The organism is Rhizobium sp. RU20A (genome assembly GCF_900155885.1).
Lineage (GTDB): Bacteria > Pseudomonadota > Alphaproteobacteria > Rhizobiales > Rhizobiaceae > RU20A.
Map to the genome: position 1 here is coordinate 36,561 of NZ_FTMB01000002.1, position 17,479 is coordinate 54,039.

Annotated in this window: 24 protein-coding genes; 9 read left to right on the forward strand and 15 right to left on the reverse strand. The window is 62.1% G+C overall.

The window, feature by feature from the left end; translation table 11 throughout:
- Positions 1-41: 41 nt before the first annotated feature.
- Complete coding sequence (locus tag F3H41_RS08875) at positions 42-602, forward strand: hypothetical protein (protein ID WP_149738318.1); 561 nt, start codon at positions 42-44, stop codon at positions 600-602.
- Positions 603-677: 75 nt separating this feature from the next.
- On the opposite strand, the gene F3H41_RS08880 is transcribed toward F3H41_RS08875, so the two are convergent.
- The 3 genes from F3H41_RS08880 to F3H41_RS08890 all read right to left on the reverse strand — a co-directional run bounded on the left by F3H41_RS08880 (position 678) and on the right by F3H41_RS08890 (position 2,814).
- Positions 678-1,931 (reverse strand): FAD-binding oxidoreductase, encoded by a 1,254-nt coding sequence (locus tag F3H41_RS08880; protein WP_149738319.1) that lies wholly within the window; start codon positions 1,929-1,931, stop codon positions 678-680.
- Between the two features lie 45 nt (positions 1,932-1,976).
- Positions 1,977-2,483 (reverse strand): TIGR00645 family protein, encoded by a 507-nt coding sequence (locus F3H41_RS08885; RefSeq protein WP_149738320.1) that lies wholly within the window; start codon positions 2,481-2,483, stop codon positions 1,977-1,979.
- Between the two features lie 166 nt (positions 2,484-2,649).
- Positions 2,650-2,814, reverse strand: a complete 165-nt coding sequence (locus F3H41_RS08890) for a DUF1328 domain-containing protein (protein WP_149738321.1) — start codon at positions 2,812-2,814, stop codon at positions 2,650-2,652.
- 280 nt (positions 2,815-3,094) lie between these two features.
- Here F3H41_RS08890 and F3H41_RS08895 point away from each other — a divergent pair, with 280 nt between their 5' ends.
- Positions 3,095-3,304: a hypothetical protein gene (locus tag F3H41_RS08895; protein WP_149738322.1), complete on the forward strand. Its 210-nt coding sequence runs from the start codon at positions 3,095-3,097 to the stop codon at positions 3,302-3,304.
- 130 nt (positions 3,305-3,434) lie between these two features.
- Here F3H41_RS08895 and F3H41_RS08900 read toward each other — a convergent pair whose 3' ends face one another.
- Positions 3,435-3,764, reverse strand: coding sequence for a hypothetical protein (locus F3H41_RS08900; protein ID WP_149738323.1), 330 nt, complete (start codon positions 3,762-3,764; stop codon positions 3,435-3,437).
- A 216-nt stretch (positions 3,765-3,980) separates the two neighbouring features.
- Between F3H41_RS08900 and F3H41_RS08905 the strand changes: the two genes are divergently transcribed.
- Positions 3,981-4,133, forward strand: coding sequence for a DUF3309 family protein (locus F3H41_RS08905; protein WP_149738324.1), 153 nt, complete (start codon positions 3,981-3,983; stop codon positions 4,131-4,133).
- A gap of 65 nt (positions 4,134-4,198) precedes the next feature.
- Positions 4,199-4,447, forward strand: coding sequence for a glycine zipper domain-containing protein (locus F3H41_RS08910; protein ID WP_149738325.1), 249 nt, complete (start codon positions 4,199-4,201; stop codon positions 4,445-4,447).
- A 78-nt stretch (positions 4,448-4,525) separates the two neighbouring features.
- On the opposite strand, the gene F3H41_RS08915 is transcribed toward F3H41_RS08910, so the two are convergent.
- Entirely contained in the window at positions 4,526-4,735 is a 210-nt protein-coding gene (locus F3H41_RS08915; protein WP_149738326.1) for a NepR family anti-sigma factor, read from the reverse strand.
- Positions 4,736-4,984: 249 nt separating this feature from the next.
- On the opposite strand from F3H41_RS08915, the gene F3H41_RS08920 reads away from it, so the two are divergent.
- Positions 4,985-5,782, forward strand: a complete 798-nt coding sequence (locus F3H41_RS08920; RefSeq protein WP_149738327.1) for a response regulator — start codon at positions 4,985-4,987, stop codon at positions 5,780-5,782.
- Between the two features lie 77 nt (positions 5,783-5,859).
- On the opposite strand, the gene F3H41_RS08925 is transcribed toward F3H41_RS08920, so the two are convergent.
- Positions 5,860-6,996 carry an AI-2E family transporter gene (locus F3H41_RS08925; RefSeq protein ID WP_149738328.1) on the reverse strand — a complete coding sequence of 379 codons (1,137 nt, stop codon included), beginning with the start codon at positions 6,994-6,996 and terminating at the stop codon, positions 5,860-5,862.
- Positions 6,997-7,087: 91 nt separating this feature from the next.
- On the reverse strand, positions 7,088-7,261 hold the full coding sequence (locus F3H41_RS21235; RefSeq protein WP_188129400.1) for a hypothetical protein: 174 nt from the start codon (positions 7,259-7,261) through the stop codon (positions 7,088-7,090).
- Positions 7,262-7,527: 266 nt separating this feature from the next.
- Here F3H41_RS21235 and F3H41_RS08930 point away from each other — a divergent pair, with 266 nt between their 5' ends.
- On the forward strand, positions 7,528-7,878 hold the full coding sequence (locus tag F3H41_RS08930; protein WP_244616155.1) for a hypothetical protein: 351 nt from the start codon (positions 7,528-7,530) through the stop codon (positions 7,876-7,878).
- A gap of 69 nt (positions 7,879-7,947) precedes the next feature.
- On the opposite strand, the gene F3H41_RS08935 is transcribed toward F3H41_RS08930, so the two are convergent.
- From F3H41_RS08935 to F3H41_RS08965, 7 genes are all read right to left on the reverse strand, one after another.
- The gene (locus F3H41_RS08935; RefSeq protein ID WP_149738330.1) at positions 7,948-8,292 is read right to left on the reverse strand and encodes a RidA family protein; all 345 of its coding nucleotides are present in this window, start codon (positions 8,290-8,292) and stop codon (positions 7,948-7,950) included.
- A 216-nt stretch (positions 8,293-8,508) separates the two neighbouring features.
- Positions 8,509-9,336, reverse strand: coding sequence for a dipeptide ABC transporter ATP-binding protein (locus F3H41_RS08940; protein ID WP_149738331.1), 828 nt, complete (start codon positions 9,334-9,336; stop codon positions 8,509-8,511).
- Complete coding sequence (locus F3H41_RS08945) at positions 9,333-10,187, reverse strand: ABC transporter ATP-binding protein (protein ID WP_149738332.1); 855 nt, start codon at positions 10,185-10,187, stop codon at positions 9,333-9,335. The genes F3H41_RS08940 and F3H41_RS08945 overlap by 4 nt, the downstream gene beginning before the upstream one ends.
- A complete protein-coding gene (locus F3H41_RS08950; RefSeq protein WP_149738333.1) occupies positions 10,187-10,552 on the reverse strand; it encodes a hypothetical protein in 366 nt (121 codons plus the stop codon). The genes F3H41_RS08945 and F3H41_RS08950 overlap by 1 nt, the downstream gene beginning before the upstream one ends.
- Positions 10,552-11,439: an ABC transporter permease subunit gene (locus F3H41_RS08955; RefSeq protein ID WP_149738334.1), complete on the reverse strand. Its 888-nt coding sequence runs from the start codon at positions 11,437-11,439 to the stop codon at positions 10,552-10,554. Before F3H41_RS08955 ends, F3H41_RS08950 begins: the two co-directional genes overlap by 1 nt.
- Positions 11,440-11,449: 10 nt before the next feature.
- Positions 11,450-12,454, reverse strand: coding sequence for an ABC transporter permease subunit (locus tag F3H41_RS08960; protein WP_149738335.1), 1,005 nt, complete (start codon positions 12,452-12,454; stop codon positions 11,450-11,452).
- Positions 12,455-12,559: 105 nt separating this feature from the next.
- A complete protein-coding gene (locus F3H41_RS08965) occupies positions 12,560-14,155 on the reverse strand; it encodes an ABC transporter substrate-binding protein (protein ID WP_149738336.1) in 1,596 nt (531 codons plus the stop codon).
- Positions 14,156-14,448: 293 nt separating this feature from the next.
- Here F3H41_RS08965 and F3H41_RS08970 point away from each other — a divergent pair, with 293 nt between their 5' ends.
- Both F3H41_RS08970 and F3H41_RS08975 read left to right on the forward strand, forming a co-directional pair.
- On the forward strand, positions 14,449-15,162 hold the full coding sequence (locus F3H41_RS08970) for a helix-turn-helix transcriptional regulator (RefSeq protein ID WP_188129401.1): 714 nt from the start codon (positions 14,449-14,451) through the stop codon (positions 15,160-15,162).
- 180 nt (positions 15,163-15,342) lie between these two features.
- Positions 15,343-15,747: a response regulator gene (locus tag F3H41_RS08975; protein WP_149738338.1), complete on the forward strand. Its 405-nt coding sequence runs from the start codon at positions 15,343-15,345 to the stop codon at positions 15,745-15,747.
- A 38-nt stretch (positions 15,748-15,785) separates the two neighbouring features.
- Here F3H41_RS08975 and rirA read toward each other — a convergent pair whose 3' ends face one another.
- Positions 15,786-16,250 carry an iron-responsive transcriptional regulator RirA gene (gene rirA / locus F3H41_RS08980; RefSeq protein ID WP_149738339.1) on the reverse strand — a complete coding sequence of 155 codons (465 nt, stop codon included), beginning with the start codon at positions 16,248-16,250 and terminating at the stop codon, positions 15,786-15,788.
- 218 nt (positions 16,251-16,468) lie between these two features.
- Between rirA and F3H41_RS08985 the strand changes: the two genes are divergently transcribed.
- A complete protein-coding gene (locus F3H41_RS08985; RefSeq protein WP_244616156.1) occupies positions 16,469-17,467 on the forward strand; it encodes a Fe(3+) ABC transporter substrate-binding protein in 999 nt (332 codons plus the stop codon).
- Positions 17,468-17,479 lie beyond the last annotated feature (12 nt).

The window sequence follows — 17,479 nt, forward strand, 5'->3', positions numbered from 1 at the left end:
GGGAACGGCATGAGGCCGTCCATGAACAGAGGAGACATCCGATGAACGAGCATGTCAGGCCTGACAAGGACCGTCGTGACCGCCTCGCCGCCGAGGATACGCGCACGACCATCGACCCGGCGACCGGCGCGCCGGTTGACCGTACGATCCCGGGCGAAACGGCGCAGCGCCCGATCGAAAACAATACTTATAACGCCGTCGAAACGCGCCCCGGCCGCAGCGGCTGGCCGATCCTCGTGGTGCTTGCCGCCGGTCTCATCCTGGCGCTGATCGCCTGGTACCCGGCCGAAGTCGCGACGCAGAGCGACACGGCAACCCAGCCGGCCGCGACGGACACGCAGACCGATACCACGACGACGACACCCCCGCCATCGGCCTCCACCGACAACGGCACGGTTCCGTCCACGGGCGAGCAGCCGACCACGACGCCGCCGGCCACCAATGACGCGACGCAGCCGACCACCGGCACGACGCCCCAGGATACGGCTCCGACGACCACCACCCCGCCGGCTTCCGGCACGGAGTCCACCACGGGCACCACGCCGTCGGACACCGTCCCGACCACCAATGGTCAGGGTCAGCCGCTCAGCAACGGCCAGTAAGGCCCGGTTAATGACATGGGAAAGCCGCGCTCAATCGGGCGCGGCTTTTTGTGCTGAGCTTCCATGGAAGAAGCCTTACGCCAGGAAGCGCTCCGGACGGTAAGGTGTCAAGTCGATGACGGTCTTCTCGCCTGTCATGGCTTCCGCCAGGGCCCGGCCGGTGACGGGACCGAGCGTCATGCCGTGATGGGCGTGGCCGAAGGCGAACCACAGGCCCTGATGGCGCGGCGCCTTGCCGATGATCGGCATCATGTCGGGCGTGCAGGGGCGCGCGCCCATCCACGGCTCCTCATCGCGCCGCTCACCCAGCGGGAAGAATTCGCGCGCGACCCGCTCGGCGCGGGTGAGCTGTACCGGCGTCTTCGGCGCATCGCGGGTGGCGAACTCCGCGCCCGTCGTCAGGCGAATGCCGCGCAGCATGGGCGCGAGGAAATAGCCCTTTTCGGCGTCCAGCACCCAATTGTTGAGGACCGCATTGTCGGCCGTGCCGTAATGCATGTGGTAGCCGCGCTTGACGGCGAGCGGGAAGCGGTAGCCGAGCTTGCGGGTCACCGTATCGGCCCAGGGGCCGAGCGCCACGACGACATCCAGCGCTTCGACCGGACCTTCCGGCGTCGCAACGCGCCAGCCGGCGCCTTCCAGCACGTGCTCAAGCGTTGCCGCATCGCCGGAGACGAGACGACCGCCGAGGGATTCGAAATAGGCGAGATAGGCCTTGTTGAGGCTGTGGGGATCACGGATCGACCAAGGGTCGCTCCAGCGCAGGCCGCCGACGAGTTCGGCGCGGATGCCGGGTTCGATGCTCTCGAGCTCGGCGCTGGAGAGCTTCTGGTGGCTGACGCCGAAGCCGGACGACAGGCGCTCGGCTTCGAGATAGGCCGCATCGCGCGCCTTTTCGGTGCGGAACACCTTCATCCAACCGTCCTTGCGGATCAGATCGCCGGCGCCGGCGGCATTGATGAGGTCGGCGTGTTCCGTGACGGAGTTTTCAATCAGGGGCGCATAAAAGCGCGCAATGGCCTGATGCTGGGTGAAGCCGGAGTGCCACCAGTAGCGCGCCAGGAACGGGATAAGGCCCGGCAGCGCGCGGAAATGGTAGTGGGCGTCGATCGTGTTGTTCAGCGCATAGCGAAACAGCGCGCCGAAATCATGCGGGAAGCCGTAGGGGAAGACGCCCTCGCGCTGGATGAGGCCGGCATTGCCGAAGGACGTTTCCTCCCCCGCGCCGCGCCGGTCCAGCAGCACCACGCTCTTGCCGCGGCGCGCCAGATGGATGGCAGATGACAGGCCCACAATGCCCGCGCCGAGAACGATCACGTCCGTCTTCATCGTCTTCTCTCCTTGCGAGCCCGAGGCGTACCCCGGGGTCCAATGCTATTTCTTCAGTTTCGCCATGATCTGTTCGAGGTAGCCGAGCAGCACGGCCGAGGCCACGAAGGCGAGGTGGATGATCGTCGCCCACATCAGCCGGTCGGTCGTATATTGCTGGGTGTTCAGGAAGATCTGCAAGAGGTGGATGGAGGAGATGGCGACGATGGACGAGGCCACCTTGATCTTCAGGCTGCCGGAATCCAGTTTGCCGAGGAAAGACACTTCGCCATCCTTTTCGCCCTCGTCGAAGCGGCTGACGAAATTCTCGTAGCCGGAAATCATCACCATGACGATGAGGCTGGCAACGAGGGCCGCGTCAATCAGGCCGAGCATGGCGAGAATCATATCGGCTTCGTCATAGACGAAGATCTGCGCGGCGACCTTCCAGAGCTTGTACAGGAAGGAGACGGCGTAGATGCCGAGGGCGGCGACGAGGCCGAGATAGAAGATCACCAGCAGCCAGCGGCTGGAGAGAATGATGCGTTCTACGAGGAGTTCGAGCGACTTCATGGGTCCGGGCCATCATTGTGCAGGTGCGAAGACTGCCGAGATGATTAGCCAAGCCTGTCAAAGCCCGCAAGCGGATGAATGGGTCCGACTTGCTAAAATCGACGCCATGCAAAAGGGCGGCGCTTGCGCACCGCCCTTTCGATGAAAGGAACTCCTTGTCCTGCCTTTACGCCCGGCGGAAAAGACCGACGACGAGCGAGATGACAAGGAAGGCCAGGAAGAGGAAGAAGAGGATCTGAGCGATGCCGGCCGAGGCACCCGCAATGCCACCGAAGCCGAGTACACCGGCAATAATGGCCACGACGAGGAAGACGAGAGCGTAGTAAAGCATGGGTTTCTCCTTGGGGTCCTGAATTTATGAACACAAAACTCCGGCTGCGGGATTTTGTTCCAAGGGGAGCTTTTCGTTTTTCTTTACCAAGAAGCTCCTCATTTGCGTAACCCAGCATATTTAACCATGCCTTAACCATGATCTTCGGCATTTGCGCCTTGATGGCACATGCACGCCAGCCATGCGGGAACCATCGCCCCCAAGCAGACGTTGACCGAATACCTAGACATGATGAACAGCAGTCGGTTCGTAACGGTAGCAGGTAGTAGAGGCGATGATCATGGCACTGCCCGTCAAACAGATATGGAAATCCGCCGTCGAGGCGGGAAAACCCCTGTCGCGCGCGGACAGCAGCGAGGCCCCGATAGCCCGGACCATGCGCCACCTGATGGCCGAGAGCACGGATAAGCAGGCTGTGGTGGATTTCGAAGGCCTGCTCGGTCGCCTTGCAGATGCCGAGGGCCGTAGCCGAAAGCCGCGCGATCATTGAGGGGCCGCGCCGGCCCTTGAACGATCGCGCTGCCTGCCGGTCAGCTTGCATCCTAAAGATCACCTTCATCAAAAAAAGCGCGCCGTCTCAAGCGCGCTTTTTCGGCTTTGACCCTGCGGCCGAGGAGAGATCACTCTGAAAGAGCTGCGGCGGGCGACGTCATGTCGCCGGCATGGGCGACGATGGAGGGCGCATCGACGTTGACGGTGACATCGAGCTTGCCTTGCGGTGTGACGTCCCAGACGATCTCGAGATTGTCATAAATCATCGCCGGATCAATGGCGACGCAGGCACCGTAAATGTGAGGGGCCTGTCGGGCGGCGAGGCGGCTGGCACCGGGCAGGTCCGCCTGGCAGTCCGCCGTCGTTTCGTAAGCCTCGACGGACACGGGCAGTTCGCGGCAAGACGTTTGCCCATCCCCGCAGGCGACGAGAAGAAGAATGGCAGCAACGTGTTCCATGGCGCGTCTCCCGCAGGACCAATGTCCATTCTCAACGTCGCGCTGTCGAAAGGGTTCCGGGCGGCGCGGTGCACCCCTTCAACAGGCCGTGACAGGGTGAACCGCAAAAATGACGTGATAGCGCCGCGTCTGGAACAATTTCCCTGACACATCGTTAATGCGGCAAGAAACATACCGGCAGCAAAGTCAAACGCCGGCGCAACGGGAGCGTACTGCATGTCCACCATTCTCCTCGTCATCCTCGTTCTCTTGCTGATCGGCGCCCTGCCGACGTGGGGGCACAGCCGCTCTTGGGGCTACGGCCCTTCCGGAGGCCTCGGCCTCGTGGTCGTTATCCTTCTCATCCTGATCCTCATGGGCCGCATCTAGGCCGGGACAGGAATGCCTTGAAAGTGCCTGCTCAACCACAGTCGCGTCCTCGAAAGGAACCCTACATGAAGAAGATTCTCCTCATCTCCGCCCTTATCCTGCCGCTGGCAGCCTGCAGCCAGACGGAACGCGGTGCCGGTATCGGCGCGGCAACGGGTGGCATCATTGGCGGTGCGGTGACGGGCAATGTGCGCGGTGCGGCTGTCGGGGCTGCCGTCGGCGGCGTGGCCGGCGCGCTCATCGGCAATGCCAACGAGCCAGGCCGCTGCTACTACCGTGACCGCTACGGCCGTCGTTACGTCGATGCCTGCTGATCACTTCAACAGGTAACAAAAGACCCCGGAAGCTCTCGCTTCCGGGGTCTTTTGCATTGATGATCGGGGCAACTCACCTCAGGCCTTGCGCCCGGCAGCGGCCTCGGCTGCATCGAGCTTTTCCAGCAAATCGAGCAGCATGGCAGGGATCGGCTCCGCCTCCACCGCGTCGTAGAAGCTTTTCAGACGGCGAGCGATATCGCGATTGGCGTCGCCGGGCGCGAACACATCATCCGGTCCACTCCTTGCAGACGACACTGCGCGATCTTTTCCCATCTTCTCCGTCATCTCGCCATCTCCTCACACCGCGCCGACACCATGACAGCCAACCACAGGACGCTTTCGTTGTTCCCGGCTTGCGGAAGCATCGTCCGATTCATCGATGGTCGCCCTGCAGCGTCGTGGCCGTGGAAGTGCGTTTCAACGAACTTTCCTTCCTCGCCAAAACATGGTCAAAACAAATCTCATCGATCCACGTCGGATCATGACGGGAATTGTTTTGAATCCCGTAAAAATGTCTAGGCAAGGACCGACATAATGTCACTTTCGATGCGTATTGCCGCCCATCTTCCCTATCTCAGGCGGTTTTCGCGGGCTTTGACGGGCTCACAGACGGTTGGCGACGCCTATGTCGCCGGCGTGCTGGAAGCGCTGATCGCCGATATCAGCCTGTTCCCCGCCCATGCGGACGACAGGATCAATACGTTCCAGCTCTATTGCCGCATCTTCCCGACGCTCTCCATCACCGATACGGCGGCAAGCTCGCCCTTCGGCTGGGAGCAGAAGGCCTCCGTGAACCTTGCCCGCATGGCGCCAGAAACGCGCAAGGCCTTTCTGCTCGTCTCCGTCGAGGGCTTTTCGCCGGCGGAGGCCGCCCTTATCCTGGACGAGAGCGTCGAGGCGGTGGATGCCCAGCTCGCCGCGGCGGCCCGCTCGATCAAGGAGCAGGTGGCGACCGAGGTGATGATCATCGAGGACGAACCGCTGATCGCACTGGATCTCGAAGATCTCGTGCGGGGCCTCGGCCATACGGTGACGGGCATTGCCCGCACCCATGCGGAGGCCGTCGATCTCTTCGCGCGCACCCAGCCGAAGCTGGTCCTCGCCGACATCCAGCTGGCGGACGGCTCGTCCGGGATCGATGCGGTGAACGACATCCTGAAATCCGCCACCATTCCCGTGATCTTCATCACCGCCTTCCCGGAACGGCTGTTGACGGGCGAAAAGCCTGAGCCCGCCTTCCTCGTGACCAAGCCCTTCAACCCGGACATGGTGCGCGCCCTCATCAGCCAGGCGCTGTTCTTCAACGAAACCGCCAGTTCGGCACAGGGCTGACGTCAGCCTTTAGAAGACGAAAAAGCCGGTCTCCCGAGAGGCCGGCTTTTTCGTAGAGCACGACTGCCCATTGATGGTCATCCGGGCAGGTGGCGCTCCGGTGCCTTGGGACGCACCTCTTCGAAGATGGTCATGGCGATCAGGCAAAGCGGCATGGCGATCATCGCGCCAACCGCACCCCACATCCACGTCCAGAAGATGATGGCGGTAAAGATGATAAAGGGATTGACCTCAAGCCGGCTGCCGAGGATCGACGGCATCAGCAGGTTTTCCATGAGAAGGTGCAGGACGAAGAAGGCAATGGCCGGAAAGAGCGCAATCAGCAGGGCGTCATGGGTCATCAGTCCGCCCGCGGCCAGCGCCAGCGTCATGACGGTCACGCCGAGATAGGGCACGAAGCTCGACAGGAAGGCGAAGAAGCCCCAGATCGGCGCGAGTGCCAGCCCGCCCATGAAGGCAATGCCCATGGTGATGACGCCAAGGGCGGCATAGATCAGGCTCGCCGTGGAAAAGTAAAAGCCCAGTGCCGCTTCGATCGCGTTCATGATGCGGATCGCGGCCAGCCGGCGTTCGCGATGTGCGCTTGCCATGATCAGCGTCTTGCGCAGTTCGACCCGTCCGACGAGGAAGAGACCGAGAGCGGCGATGAAGATGAGGATCTGGATGATGGCCGGCGTCAGGCCGCTGGCCGCAAAGCTCACCACCGTGCCGGCGTGCTGCATCACCATGTCCGTCATGACCTTGTCGTCCGTTCCAGCGCCGGCTGTCAGTTCCCACAGGCGCACGCGGCCGAGAAGCGGCTGCAACCGCACCAGCGTACCCTCGAGGATCTGTGGGGCCTGCGCGAAGAGATTGGCAACGGGGTCTGCAAGACGGTTGACGAGGAAGAGTGTAGCGGAGGCCAGCAGCAGCGCCAGCGTGAGGCCACCGAGCACGGGGGGCACGCCGAAGCGGCCGAGCCGGTCGGCGCCGGCGCCAAGAACCGTACCAACCACTATGGCCATCGTAATCGGCATCAGCACCGGCTTCATCGTGTAAATGGCTGCGGACGCGGCGAGGACGAACAGGCCGATGATCGACCAGATGACCGCATAGTCGAAGCCGTCGCGCCGGATCGTGACCTGACGTCGCGGGGCAGGATCGGCCGCCGGCTCCGGTTCAAGCCCATTTGCCGGCACCGGCCGCCCGCCGCGCAACCGCTTCATCAAGTTCATCTCGAACCCCTTGCGTCCGACAGCGTCATGCTGCCCGCTCCCCTCGCCCGTATTCGGGCCTTGCCCCTTTCTGACGATCGCCGCGAAGCGATCAGCGCTGCTCTTCCGGCGGAAACACCGCAAGCGTCAGCGACAGGGCACCTGCGCCGGCCAGCATGACGAGAAGGATGTTGGCCACGTCGGAGACGGTCTCCGGAACCAGGCCGAAGACCAGAATGGCGGCAGCGACGACAGCGAGCATGACACGGGGAATCCAGTAGAGCATCGGGCATCCTCCTGAGGGCGTGAATGTATGAAGATGCCCTTAAACGCACGGCGCGGACGTTGGTTCCGCAGCGATTGCGTCAGCCGCGACGAACATCGCGAAAAAGTGTGCGATAGGTGAAACTTCCGGTGATCCGTGAACGTTCTTGGCCGTAACTTTACAGAATTCGGTGCGCCATGCGATCGGCGCTGCCTTGCGATTTACGGAGAACACCGATGAAGAAGACCCTGCTTCATGCCCTGCTTTCCGCCAGCCTCGCGCTTCCGATGCTCGCCGGGGCCGCCTTTGCCGATACGGGACGCCTCAATGCCGACGAGATCCGCCGCGACATCGTGGGGCGTACGATTTACCTGGCCGCTCCGATCGGCGGAGAGTTTCCGCTGAACTACCGCACCAACGGCGTCGTTGACGGTGACGGCGAGGCGCTCGGTCTTGGCAAGTTCATCGCGCCCAAGGACAAGGGCAAATGGTGGATCGACGGCAATCGTCTCTGCCAGCAGTTCAACGTCTGGTACGATGGTGCACCCATGTGCTTCGAACTCAGCCGCACCGAGCCCGGCAAGGTCAAGTGGGTTAGAGACAACGGCCAGACCGGCGTGGCACGGATCGGCAACTGACGCATCCACCAAACATCAAAAGGGCCCGCCGCAAGGCGAGCCCTTTTTCATGCGCGTCGTCAGGTAGCCTCAGATGGCGGCGACGACGATGACTTCCACGAGGTATTCCGGGGCGGCGAGCTTGGATTCGCCGGTGGCGCGGGCGGGCGTGTGGCCAGCGGGCACCCACTTGTCCCACACGGCGTTCATCTTGGAGAAGTCGGCGATGTCGGCGAGCCAGATCTGGGCGGTCAGGATCTTGGTCTTGTCCGTGCCAGCGAGCGCCAGCAGACGATCGACTTCGGCCAGCGCCTGCTCGGTCTGGGTGGCGACGTCGTGGCCGGCTTCGCCGACCTGGCCAGCGAGATAGGCGATGCCGTTGTGGACGACGGCCTGGCTCATGCGGGGGCCGACTTCATAGCGCGTGATGGACATGGTGATTTCCCTGCTCGGCGCGGGACCGGCTGGCACCGGAGCCACGCGAATGGTGCTGAGGAGCGGTGACCGGCTGCATCTGCGCTGGCCTGACCGGGTGACGGCGCCGGGCAAAACGCCACGGCTGCCGCTCCTCTAGCGCATTCCCCCGGCAGTGCAAACCACCACGCATGCCCGGCCACAGCTTGCCCACAGGCAAGTCTACCCGCCGCCCTTTCAGGCGGCCGACTTGCGGGCGAGCCTTGCCTTGATGCTCTCGACATCGGCACGCGGCGTCGCGGCAAAGAGCGTCTTTGTGTAGGCATGCTGCGGATCGGAAAAGACCGCATCGCGGGTGCCGTATTCCACCGCCTCGCCGTAATACATCACCATCACCTCGTCGGCGATGTAGCGCACCACCGAAAGGTCGTGGCTGATGAAGACATAGGTCAGGCTGAACTCGTCCTGCAGATCGGCGAGAAGGTTCAGCACCTGCGCCTGCACCGATAGATCGAGCGCCGAGACCGGCTCGTCCAGCACCAGAAGGCGCGGATTGAGCATCAGGGCGCGGGCAATCGCGATGCGCTGGCGCTGGCCGCCGGAGAACATATGCGGGTAGCGCGCATAATGCTTCTCCTCCAGCCCCACCTTTTTCAGCATGGCCATGGCCTTGTCCTTGCGGTCGGCCGCGGACATGGAGGTGTTGATGATCAGCGGCTCGCCGAGGATGTCGCCGATCTTCTTGCGCGGATTGAGCGTGCCATAGGGGTTCTGGAAGACGATCTGCACCTTGCGGCGCAGCTTCGGCGTCATCGCCTGGCGGGTGATGTCCACGGTCTCGCCATCGATCAGCATCTCGCCCGCCGTCGGCGCATCGATCATCGTGACCATGCGGGCAAGCGTGGACTTGCCGCAGCCGCTTTCGCCGACGATGGCCAGCGTCTTGCCCTGCTCCACGGAGAAGCTCACGCCCTTGACGGCGTGGACCGTGCGGGCGGGTTTGAAGAGGCTTCCCGGCACGTGATAGTCGCGGACGAGGTTCTTGGCTTCGAGCACTTTGGTCATCGCGCCGCTCCTTCGAAAATGTCCTTGTCGGTCAGGAATTCGCCGATCGTAGGCAGACGGTCGCCGGTCGCATTGTCCGGCAGGGCCGAGAGAAGCGCACGGGTATAGGCGCTTTTCGGGTTTTCGAAGAGCGAGAGCACGTCCGCCTCCTCGATCTTACGGCCCTTGTACTGCACGATGACGCGGTCGGCGGTTTCGGCCACCACGCCCATATTGTGGGTGATCATGATGAGGCCCATGCCGTTTTCGGCCTGCAGCTTCATCAGGAGATCGAGGATCTGCTTCTGGATCGTCACATCGAGCGCCGTCGTCGGCTCGTCGGCGATGAGGAGCTTCGGATTGCAGGCAAGGGCGGTCGCGATCATCACGCGCTGACACTGGCCGCCCGACATCTGGTGCGGGAAGCTCGAGAGGCGGTCTTCCGGATTGGGAATGCCCACCAGCTTGAAAAGCTCGATCGCCCGGTCGTGCCGCGCCTTCTTGTTGAGATCGGTGTGCTGCTTCAGCACCTCCTCGATCTGGAAGCCGACGGTGAAGCAGGGATTGAGGCTCGCCACCGGCTCCTGGAAGATCATGGCGATCTCCTTGCCGATGATCTTGCGGCGCTCGGCGGCCGACATGGTGAGCATGTCGCGGCCGTCGAAGGTGAGCACATCGGCCGAGACCTTTGCCGTCCAGGGAAGAAGCCCCATGGCGGCGAGCATGGAAACCGACTTGCCGGACCCGGATTCACCGACGATCGCCAGCACTTCGCCCGCATTGACCGAGAGCGACACGCCATCCACGGCCCGGAAGGGGCCGCTGGCGGTATCGAACTCGACGACGAGATTTCTGATTTCGAGAAGGGACATCAGGCGTGTCTCCCTGTGTATGGCGCAGCGTCCAACCATGCGCGGCGCGTTTCGGCCACGGAGTTGATTGCGACAGGCGCAATGACGATATAAGATGCGATACGATCCGGGCTAACAGGAGATATTTCCATGCGACCGCCCATTCTGCCGCCACTGATATGATCTGCCACAGGCGCCTTTCCGGCGCCGGTGATCTCGGCCCGCAGCGCAATCAGCCGCTCGAGTTCGGCCCCCCAGACGGACAGGTAGTGGAGCATCCCACTGATCAGCGTCTTGCCGAGCCAGCCGGCCGCAGCCACCGTCGTCGCGATCAACGCGGCGACGACGGCCCCTCCCCCGCTCTGAAGAAGCAGCGTGCAGAGCATCACGACCTCTTCAGCTTGGGATCGAGCGCATCGCGCAGGCCGTCGCCCATCAGGTTGATGGCGAGAACGGTGATGAGAATGGCGAGGCCCGGGAAGGTGACGACCCACCAGGCCCGCTGGATGAACTCACGCGCTTCGGCGAGCATCGTGCCCCATTCCGGCGTCGGCGGCTGGGCGCCCATGCCGAGGAAGCCGAGGGCCGCGGCATCAAGGATGGCGGCGGAGAAGGCGAGCGTCGCCTGCACGATCAGCGGGGCGAGGCAGTTCGGCAGGATGGTCAGGAACATCAGCCGCATCGTGCCGGCGCCGGCGACCTGCGAGGCGATGACGTAGTCCTTGGTCTTTTCCGTCATCACGGCCGCACGCGTCAGGCGCACGAAATGCGGCTGGTTGACGAGCGCGATGGCGATCATGGCATTGACGAGGCCGGGACCGAGCACCGCGACCAGCACGAGGGCGAGAAGCAGCGACGGGAAGGCGAGGATGATGTCCATGACGCGCATGATGATCGTATCGACCCGGCCGCGGAAATAGCCGGCGACGAGACCGATCAGCACGCCCGAGAGCACCGAGAGCGTGACGACCACGACGCCGATAAAGAGCGAGAAGCGGGCGCCGTAGATCAGGCGCGAGAGGATGTCGCGCCCGACGGCATCCGTGCCGAGCGGGAAAGCCCATTGGCCGCCTTCCATGAAGACGGGTGGCAGAAGCAGGATATCGCGGTTCTGCGCGCTTGGCGCATGGGGGGCGACGACGGGGGCGAAGACGGCGACGAAAAGCACGACGAGAAAGATCGCGAGCCCGATGACGGCGCCGGTGTTGCGCGAGAAATAGTACCAGAACTCCGAAAAGCCGGAGGGCGCCGTGCCGGTTTCAACAGTGGCCATGGCGAGCCTCCTAGTTGCGGATGCGCGGATTGATCAGCCCGTAGAGCAGATCGACCGCGAGATTGACGAACATGATGACGGCGGCAATCAGCATCAGCCCACCCTGCACCACGGCATAGTCGCGCTTAAAGACGCTATCGACCATCCATTTGCCGATGCCCGGCCAGGAGAAGATGGTTTCCGTGAGGATGGCGCCGGCGAGCAGCACGCCGACCTGCAGGCCGATCGTGGTGATGACCGGAATCATCGCATTACGAAGGGCGTGAACGCCGATGACGCGAAAGGGCGACATGCCCTTGGCGCGTGCCGTGCGCACATAGTCTTCGCCCAGCACCTCCAGCATGGCCGAGCGCGTCTGGCGCGCGATGACGGCGAGCGGGATGGTGGCGAGCACGATGGTCGGCAGGATGAGATAGCTGACCGCCGAGCGGAAGGCGCCGGACTGGCCCGACAGCAGGCTGTCGATCAGCATGAAACCGGTGACGGGCGGGAAGAAATACATCAGCGAGATGCGGCCCGAAACGGGCGTCCAGCCGAGATAGCCAGAAAAGAAGATGATCAGAAGCAGGCCCCACCAGAAGATCGGCATGGAATAGCCGACGAGCGCGGCGCCCATGATGGTCTGGTCGAGCCAGGTGCCGCGCTTGACCGCCGCTAGAACGCCGGCGGGAATGCCGAGCGCCACGGCGAGGATGATCGCACAGAGCGACAGCTCGATCGTCGCCGGGAAGAGCTGCAGGAAATCATCGAGCACCGGGCGCTTGGTGACGATGGAGCTGCCGAAGTCACCGGTGACGAGATTGCCGAGATAATCGAAGTACTGGATGTAGAGCGGCCGATCGAGGCCGAGCTCGTGCATGATCTCCGCATGCCGCTCCGGTGCCATGACGCGCTCGCCGGACATGAGCATGACGGGATCGCCGGGCAGCAGGCGGATGAAGGAGAATGCAATGATGGAGACCCCGATGAAGGTCGGGATCAGGACGGCGAGCCGTCCGAGAAGAAAGCGAAACATGAAGCCAACATCCCTGTTTTATGGGAAAAGCCGGCGGCCCGATGTTCTTTCGGGCCGCCGGCTCGACACGCTCTTTGCGGCGTGCGTTTCTTGAAAAGCCGCCGGTTATTCGGCGATATCGACGCCGTCGAAGCGGTGAACGCCGACCGGGTCCATCTGGTAACCCGAGACCTTCTTGCTCATCGGAACGGCTTCGACGGAATGGTCGATCGTGTTCCACGGCGCTTCGCGCTTGAAGACGACCTGAGCCTCTTCATAGAGCTTGGTGCGTTCGGCCATGTCGGAGGTTTCCTTGGCCTTGGTCACGAGATCGTCGAATTCCTTGTTGCACCACTGGGCGCGGTTGTTGCCGCCCACGGCATCGCAGCCGAGCAGGGTGTCGAGGAAGTTGTCCGGATCGCCATTGTCGCCGGTCCAGCCGAGAATGACGGCGCCATCGCGGTCCTTCTCCTTGGAAAGCTTCAGGTATTCGGCCCATTCGTGGGTCACGATCTCGACCTTGACGCCAATGGCGGCGAGGTCTGCCTGCATGAGTTCGGCCGCGCGGCGGGCGTTCAGCATGTAGGGGCGCGACACGGGCATGGCCCAGATCTTCATCGACAGATCCTTGACGCCGGCTGCCTCGAGCGCCTTCTTGGCGGCTTCGGGGTCATACTTGTCGTCTTCGATCTTGTCGTTATAGGACCACATGGTCGGCGGGATCGGGTTCTTGGCAACCTTGGCGGCTCCCTGGAACACGGCGTCGACGATCGCCTGCTTGTTGATCGCCTGGTTCAGCGCCTTGCGCACTTCCGGCTTGTCGAAGGGAGCCTGCGTCGTGTTGTAGGCGAGATAGGCGACGTTGAGGCCTTCCTTCTCGGCAACCGTCAGGTTCGGGTCCTTCTTCAGTTCCGGCACGTCAGCGGCATTCGGATAGGGCATGATGTGGCATTCGCCGGCCTTCAGCTTCTGGGCGCGAACTGCCGCATCCGGCGTGATGGCGAAGACGAGATCGTCGATCGGCTGCTTGCCGGCCCAGTAGTCCGGGTTGGCCTTGTAGCGGATCACGGCATCGGCCTGGTAGGCGACGAAGGTGAAGGGGCCGGTGCCCAGCGGCTGCTGGTTCATCAGTTCCATCTTGCCGTCGGCCTGCAGCTTGTCGGCATATTCCTTGGAAACGATGGAGGCGAAGTCCATGCCGAGATTGGCGAGGAAGGGTGCTTCCGGCTTGTTCAGCACGAACTTGACGGTGAGGTCGTCCACCTTCTCGATCGACTTCAGGAGTTCCGGCAGGCCCATGCCGGCGAAATACTCCCAGGAAGCGCCGGTCACGTACTTGTTCCAGGCGTTGTCGGCCTTGTACTGGCGCTCGAAGGAGAAGATCACGTCATCGGCATTGAGTTCGCGGGTCGGCGTAAAGAAATCGGTGGTCTGGAACTTCACACCCGGGCGCAGCTTGAAGGTGTATTCAAGGCCATCGGGCGAAATCGTCCAGCTTTCGGCCAGACCCGGCTCCAGCTCGGTCGAGCCCTTCTTGAACTCGACAAGACGATTATAGACGGTGCGCGAGGATGCATCGAAGGTCGTGCCGGCGGTGTACAGCGCCGAATCAAAGCCCTCGGGCGAGCCTTCGGAGCAGTAGACCAGCGTCTTCGACCAAGCCGTGCCAGCCATCAGTCCCGCGAGTGCCGTCGCGGCAAGCAGAGTGGTGAGCTTCTTCATGAATTGCTTCCCAGTTTATTCTTGATTGTTTTCGTTCAGAGCCGGCACAGGGTCCCCCTGCCCAGTCAGGTGGGGATGGAACGACATTTGATGCCGCTTTGCAATAAGCGCCCAATCGAAATTTATCCAGAAGGAAAAAATTCTCGTGAATCCGAGACCTGTGGCAAACTGATCCGGAACTGAAGGGAAAGACGGGATCAAAGACCCTGAAAAGTTGAACTTCTTTGATGCGTAGCCGTTGCCTTACTGGATCGGCAGGATACACTCGCTTCGAGGCAGGGGGAGCGGCAAGCGTGGCAGGACTTTTAAAGAACCACCGCCGATACGAGCTTGAGCGGGATCTGGACAAGGCACTCAATCGTGTCGACTTTTTCCGCATCTTTCGCTCGATGGCATTGCGGTACGCATTCGATCATTTCGGCATCGTGCATCTCACCAATGACGGCGATGCCAGCCTTCTGTCGGGGCGCCTCATCCTGCACGACCTGCCTTCGGGCATGGCCGAAGAATACGACAAGCGGCACCGTTTCAGCGAATCCTCCGTTTACGAAAGTCTGATCACCTCTGCCATTCCCTCCGTCTGGACACCGGCGGATATCGAGTTGGCGTCTGGACGCAATCTGCTTCGCCAGCTTGGATTTGATCTGCTCGTCTGCATTCCCGTCGCTGCGCCGACATCCGGCAGTCGCTACGGCGTCCTTTATCTCGGGGACCAGGAGGAGCTGGCGCGCGGGCCCTTCATGGAGCTTTGCTACGAGACGGTCTGCGCCTTTGATTATTTCTATCGGGTGGCGCTGGCCAGCAAGGCCGGCATGGGGCTGACGCCGCGCGAGACGGAGATCCTGCGCTGGATCTCCTACGGCAAGACGGCGAGCGAGATCGCGCTGATCGTCTCTGTCTCGGAACATACGGTCAACTCGCACACGGCGACGATCCTGAAAAAGCTCAATGTGGTGAACCGCACACAGATGGTCGCCAAGGCAATCCGCGAAAGAATTATCCAATGATGGCGCTGAAGTGTAAGCGCGCCGTGGCCAAGCCGACGTCGATCGGAACCGCGCCTCTCCTTGACGATCGACAATTGCAGAATATCAATTTTAGGGATTCCTTTCCCAGGCAAAACAGGAAAGATCTGCGCCAGGGACCGTATCCATCCTTTCACACTCACATGATTGCGCAGATTGACCATGTCTGAAACCGCCCCCGCCCCCACCGTCAGTCTTCTGCTTGTCGATGACGATCCGAACGAGGATGTGATCCTGCGGCGCATGGCCGCAAAGGTCTCGACGATCTCGATCGTGCTGCATTACCGGCAGACGATCGCCGACGCGCTCGACTTCATTCGCACGCAGGACGGCCTGCACCTCGTGCTCATGGACAACCGACTGCACCCGACCGTCGATTTTCGCGAGACCGTGCCCGCCCTGCGGCAGGCGGGCTTCATCGGCCCGATCGGCGTGATTTCCTCGTCGCTCGACGATCCCTATTTCCAGGCCTTCGAGGATTATGGCGTGGATTTCCGCATCGACAAATCCGAGCTCGATGCCACCGCCATCGAGTTCCTGATCCGGGAATATGTCATCCGGGAATGATCCGCGGCCAGGCTGTGCCGGGACGGAAGCTGCCGTGATCAGGCGGCTGTCGTCTGCTTGACGACGGGCTCATCGAGGCCGAGCAGGAAGTTGATCTGCGGGCGAGCCTTGACGAGGTCGTCGATCGAATATTGCTGCAACACCTCGAAGAAGGCGTTCAGCGCCTTGCGCAGCGCCGAATTGAGCCCGCAGCTATCGACGAGCGGGCAATCGATCTCGCCCGATTCGAAGCATTCCGCCATGGCGAAGCTGTCTTCGGTCACCTTGACGACCTGGAACAGGCTGATCTCCGAAGCCGGGCGCGGCAGGCGCACGCCGCCATTGCGACCGCGCACGGTTTCGATCAGGCCGGCCTTGTTGAGCGGCTGCAGGATCTTGAACAGGAAAAGTTCTGATACACCATAGGCCTTGGCGATCTCAGGCACGCGGCTCAGCTTGTCGCCATTGGCGGCGCAATACATCAGCATGCGCACCGCATAATTGGTCTGTTTGGTGAGGCGCATCGCTCGCTCCTTGGCCGTGTTCGTTTCCTGATATAGGCGCTCTTACAGTTTGGAACAATTCCAAAATCGAAATCACTTCTCCTTCAACTCAAGTTTTCCTGTTGACGCCCGGAATGGCCCCCGCTTAAAGGTGACCACGAAAGTTAGGTTTTAACTGAACGGAGAGAGACATGCGGGACACACTGCGCGGACTGAAGGTATTCGGCCTGGCGGCACTCATGGCCGGCGTTGCCGCGCCGGCCTTTGCCGATGGAGAGATCAACATCTATTCCTATCGTCAGCCTGACCTCATTCAGCCGCTGCTGGATGCTTTCACCAAGGACACTGGCATCAAGACGAACGTCCTGTTCCTCGACAAGGGCCTTGTGGAGCGCCTACAGGCCGAGGGTGCGAATTCTCCCGCCGACGTCATCCTCACCGTCGATATCAGCCGCCTGACGGAAGCCAAGGATGCCGGCGTCACCCAGCCGGTCGTCGGCGATGCCGTAATCGAAAAGGACATTCCCGCCGCCTATCGCGATCCCGAAGGCAACTGGTTCGGCCTGACGACCCGCGGCCGCGTGGTCTACGCCTCCAAGGAGCGCGTTGGCCAGAACGAGATCACCTATGAGGAACTGGCCGACCCGAAGTGGAAGGGCAAGATCTGCACGCGTGACGGCCAGCACTCCTACAATATCGGCCTCATCGCCTCGATGATCGCCCATCATGGCGAAGCCGAGACCGAAAAGTGGCTGACGGGTCTGAAGAACAACCTCGCCCGCAAGCCCGATGGCGGCGACCGCGACCAGGCCAAGGCGATCTTCGCCGGCGAATGCGACATCGCTCTCGGCAACAGCTACTATGTCGGCCTGATGATGACCAACGAGAAGGAACCGGAGCAGAAGGACTGGGCCGGCGCCATCAAGGTTCTCTTCCCGAACACCGCCGATCGCGGCACGCATGTCAACGTTTCCGGCATGGCGCTCGCCAAGAACGCCCCGAACAAGGACAATGCGCTGAAGTTCATGGAATTCCTGGCCTCCGGCGAAGCGCAGAAGATCTATGCCGAGCAGGTGTTCGAATATCCGGTCATGCCGGGCGCCGAACCGTCTGAGATCGTGAAGTCCTTCGGCCAGATCAAGCCGGACGCGCTGCCGCTCTCCGAGATCGCCGCCAACCGCAAGAAGGCCTCCGAACTCGTCGACAAGGTCGGCTACAATGACGGCCCGACGCAGTAAGACACCTCCTCC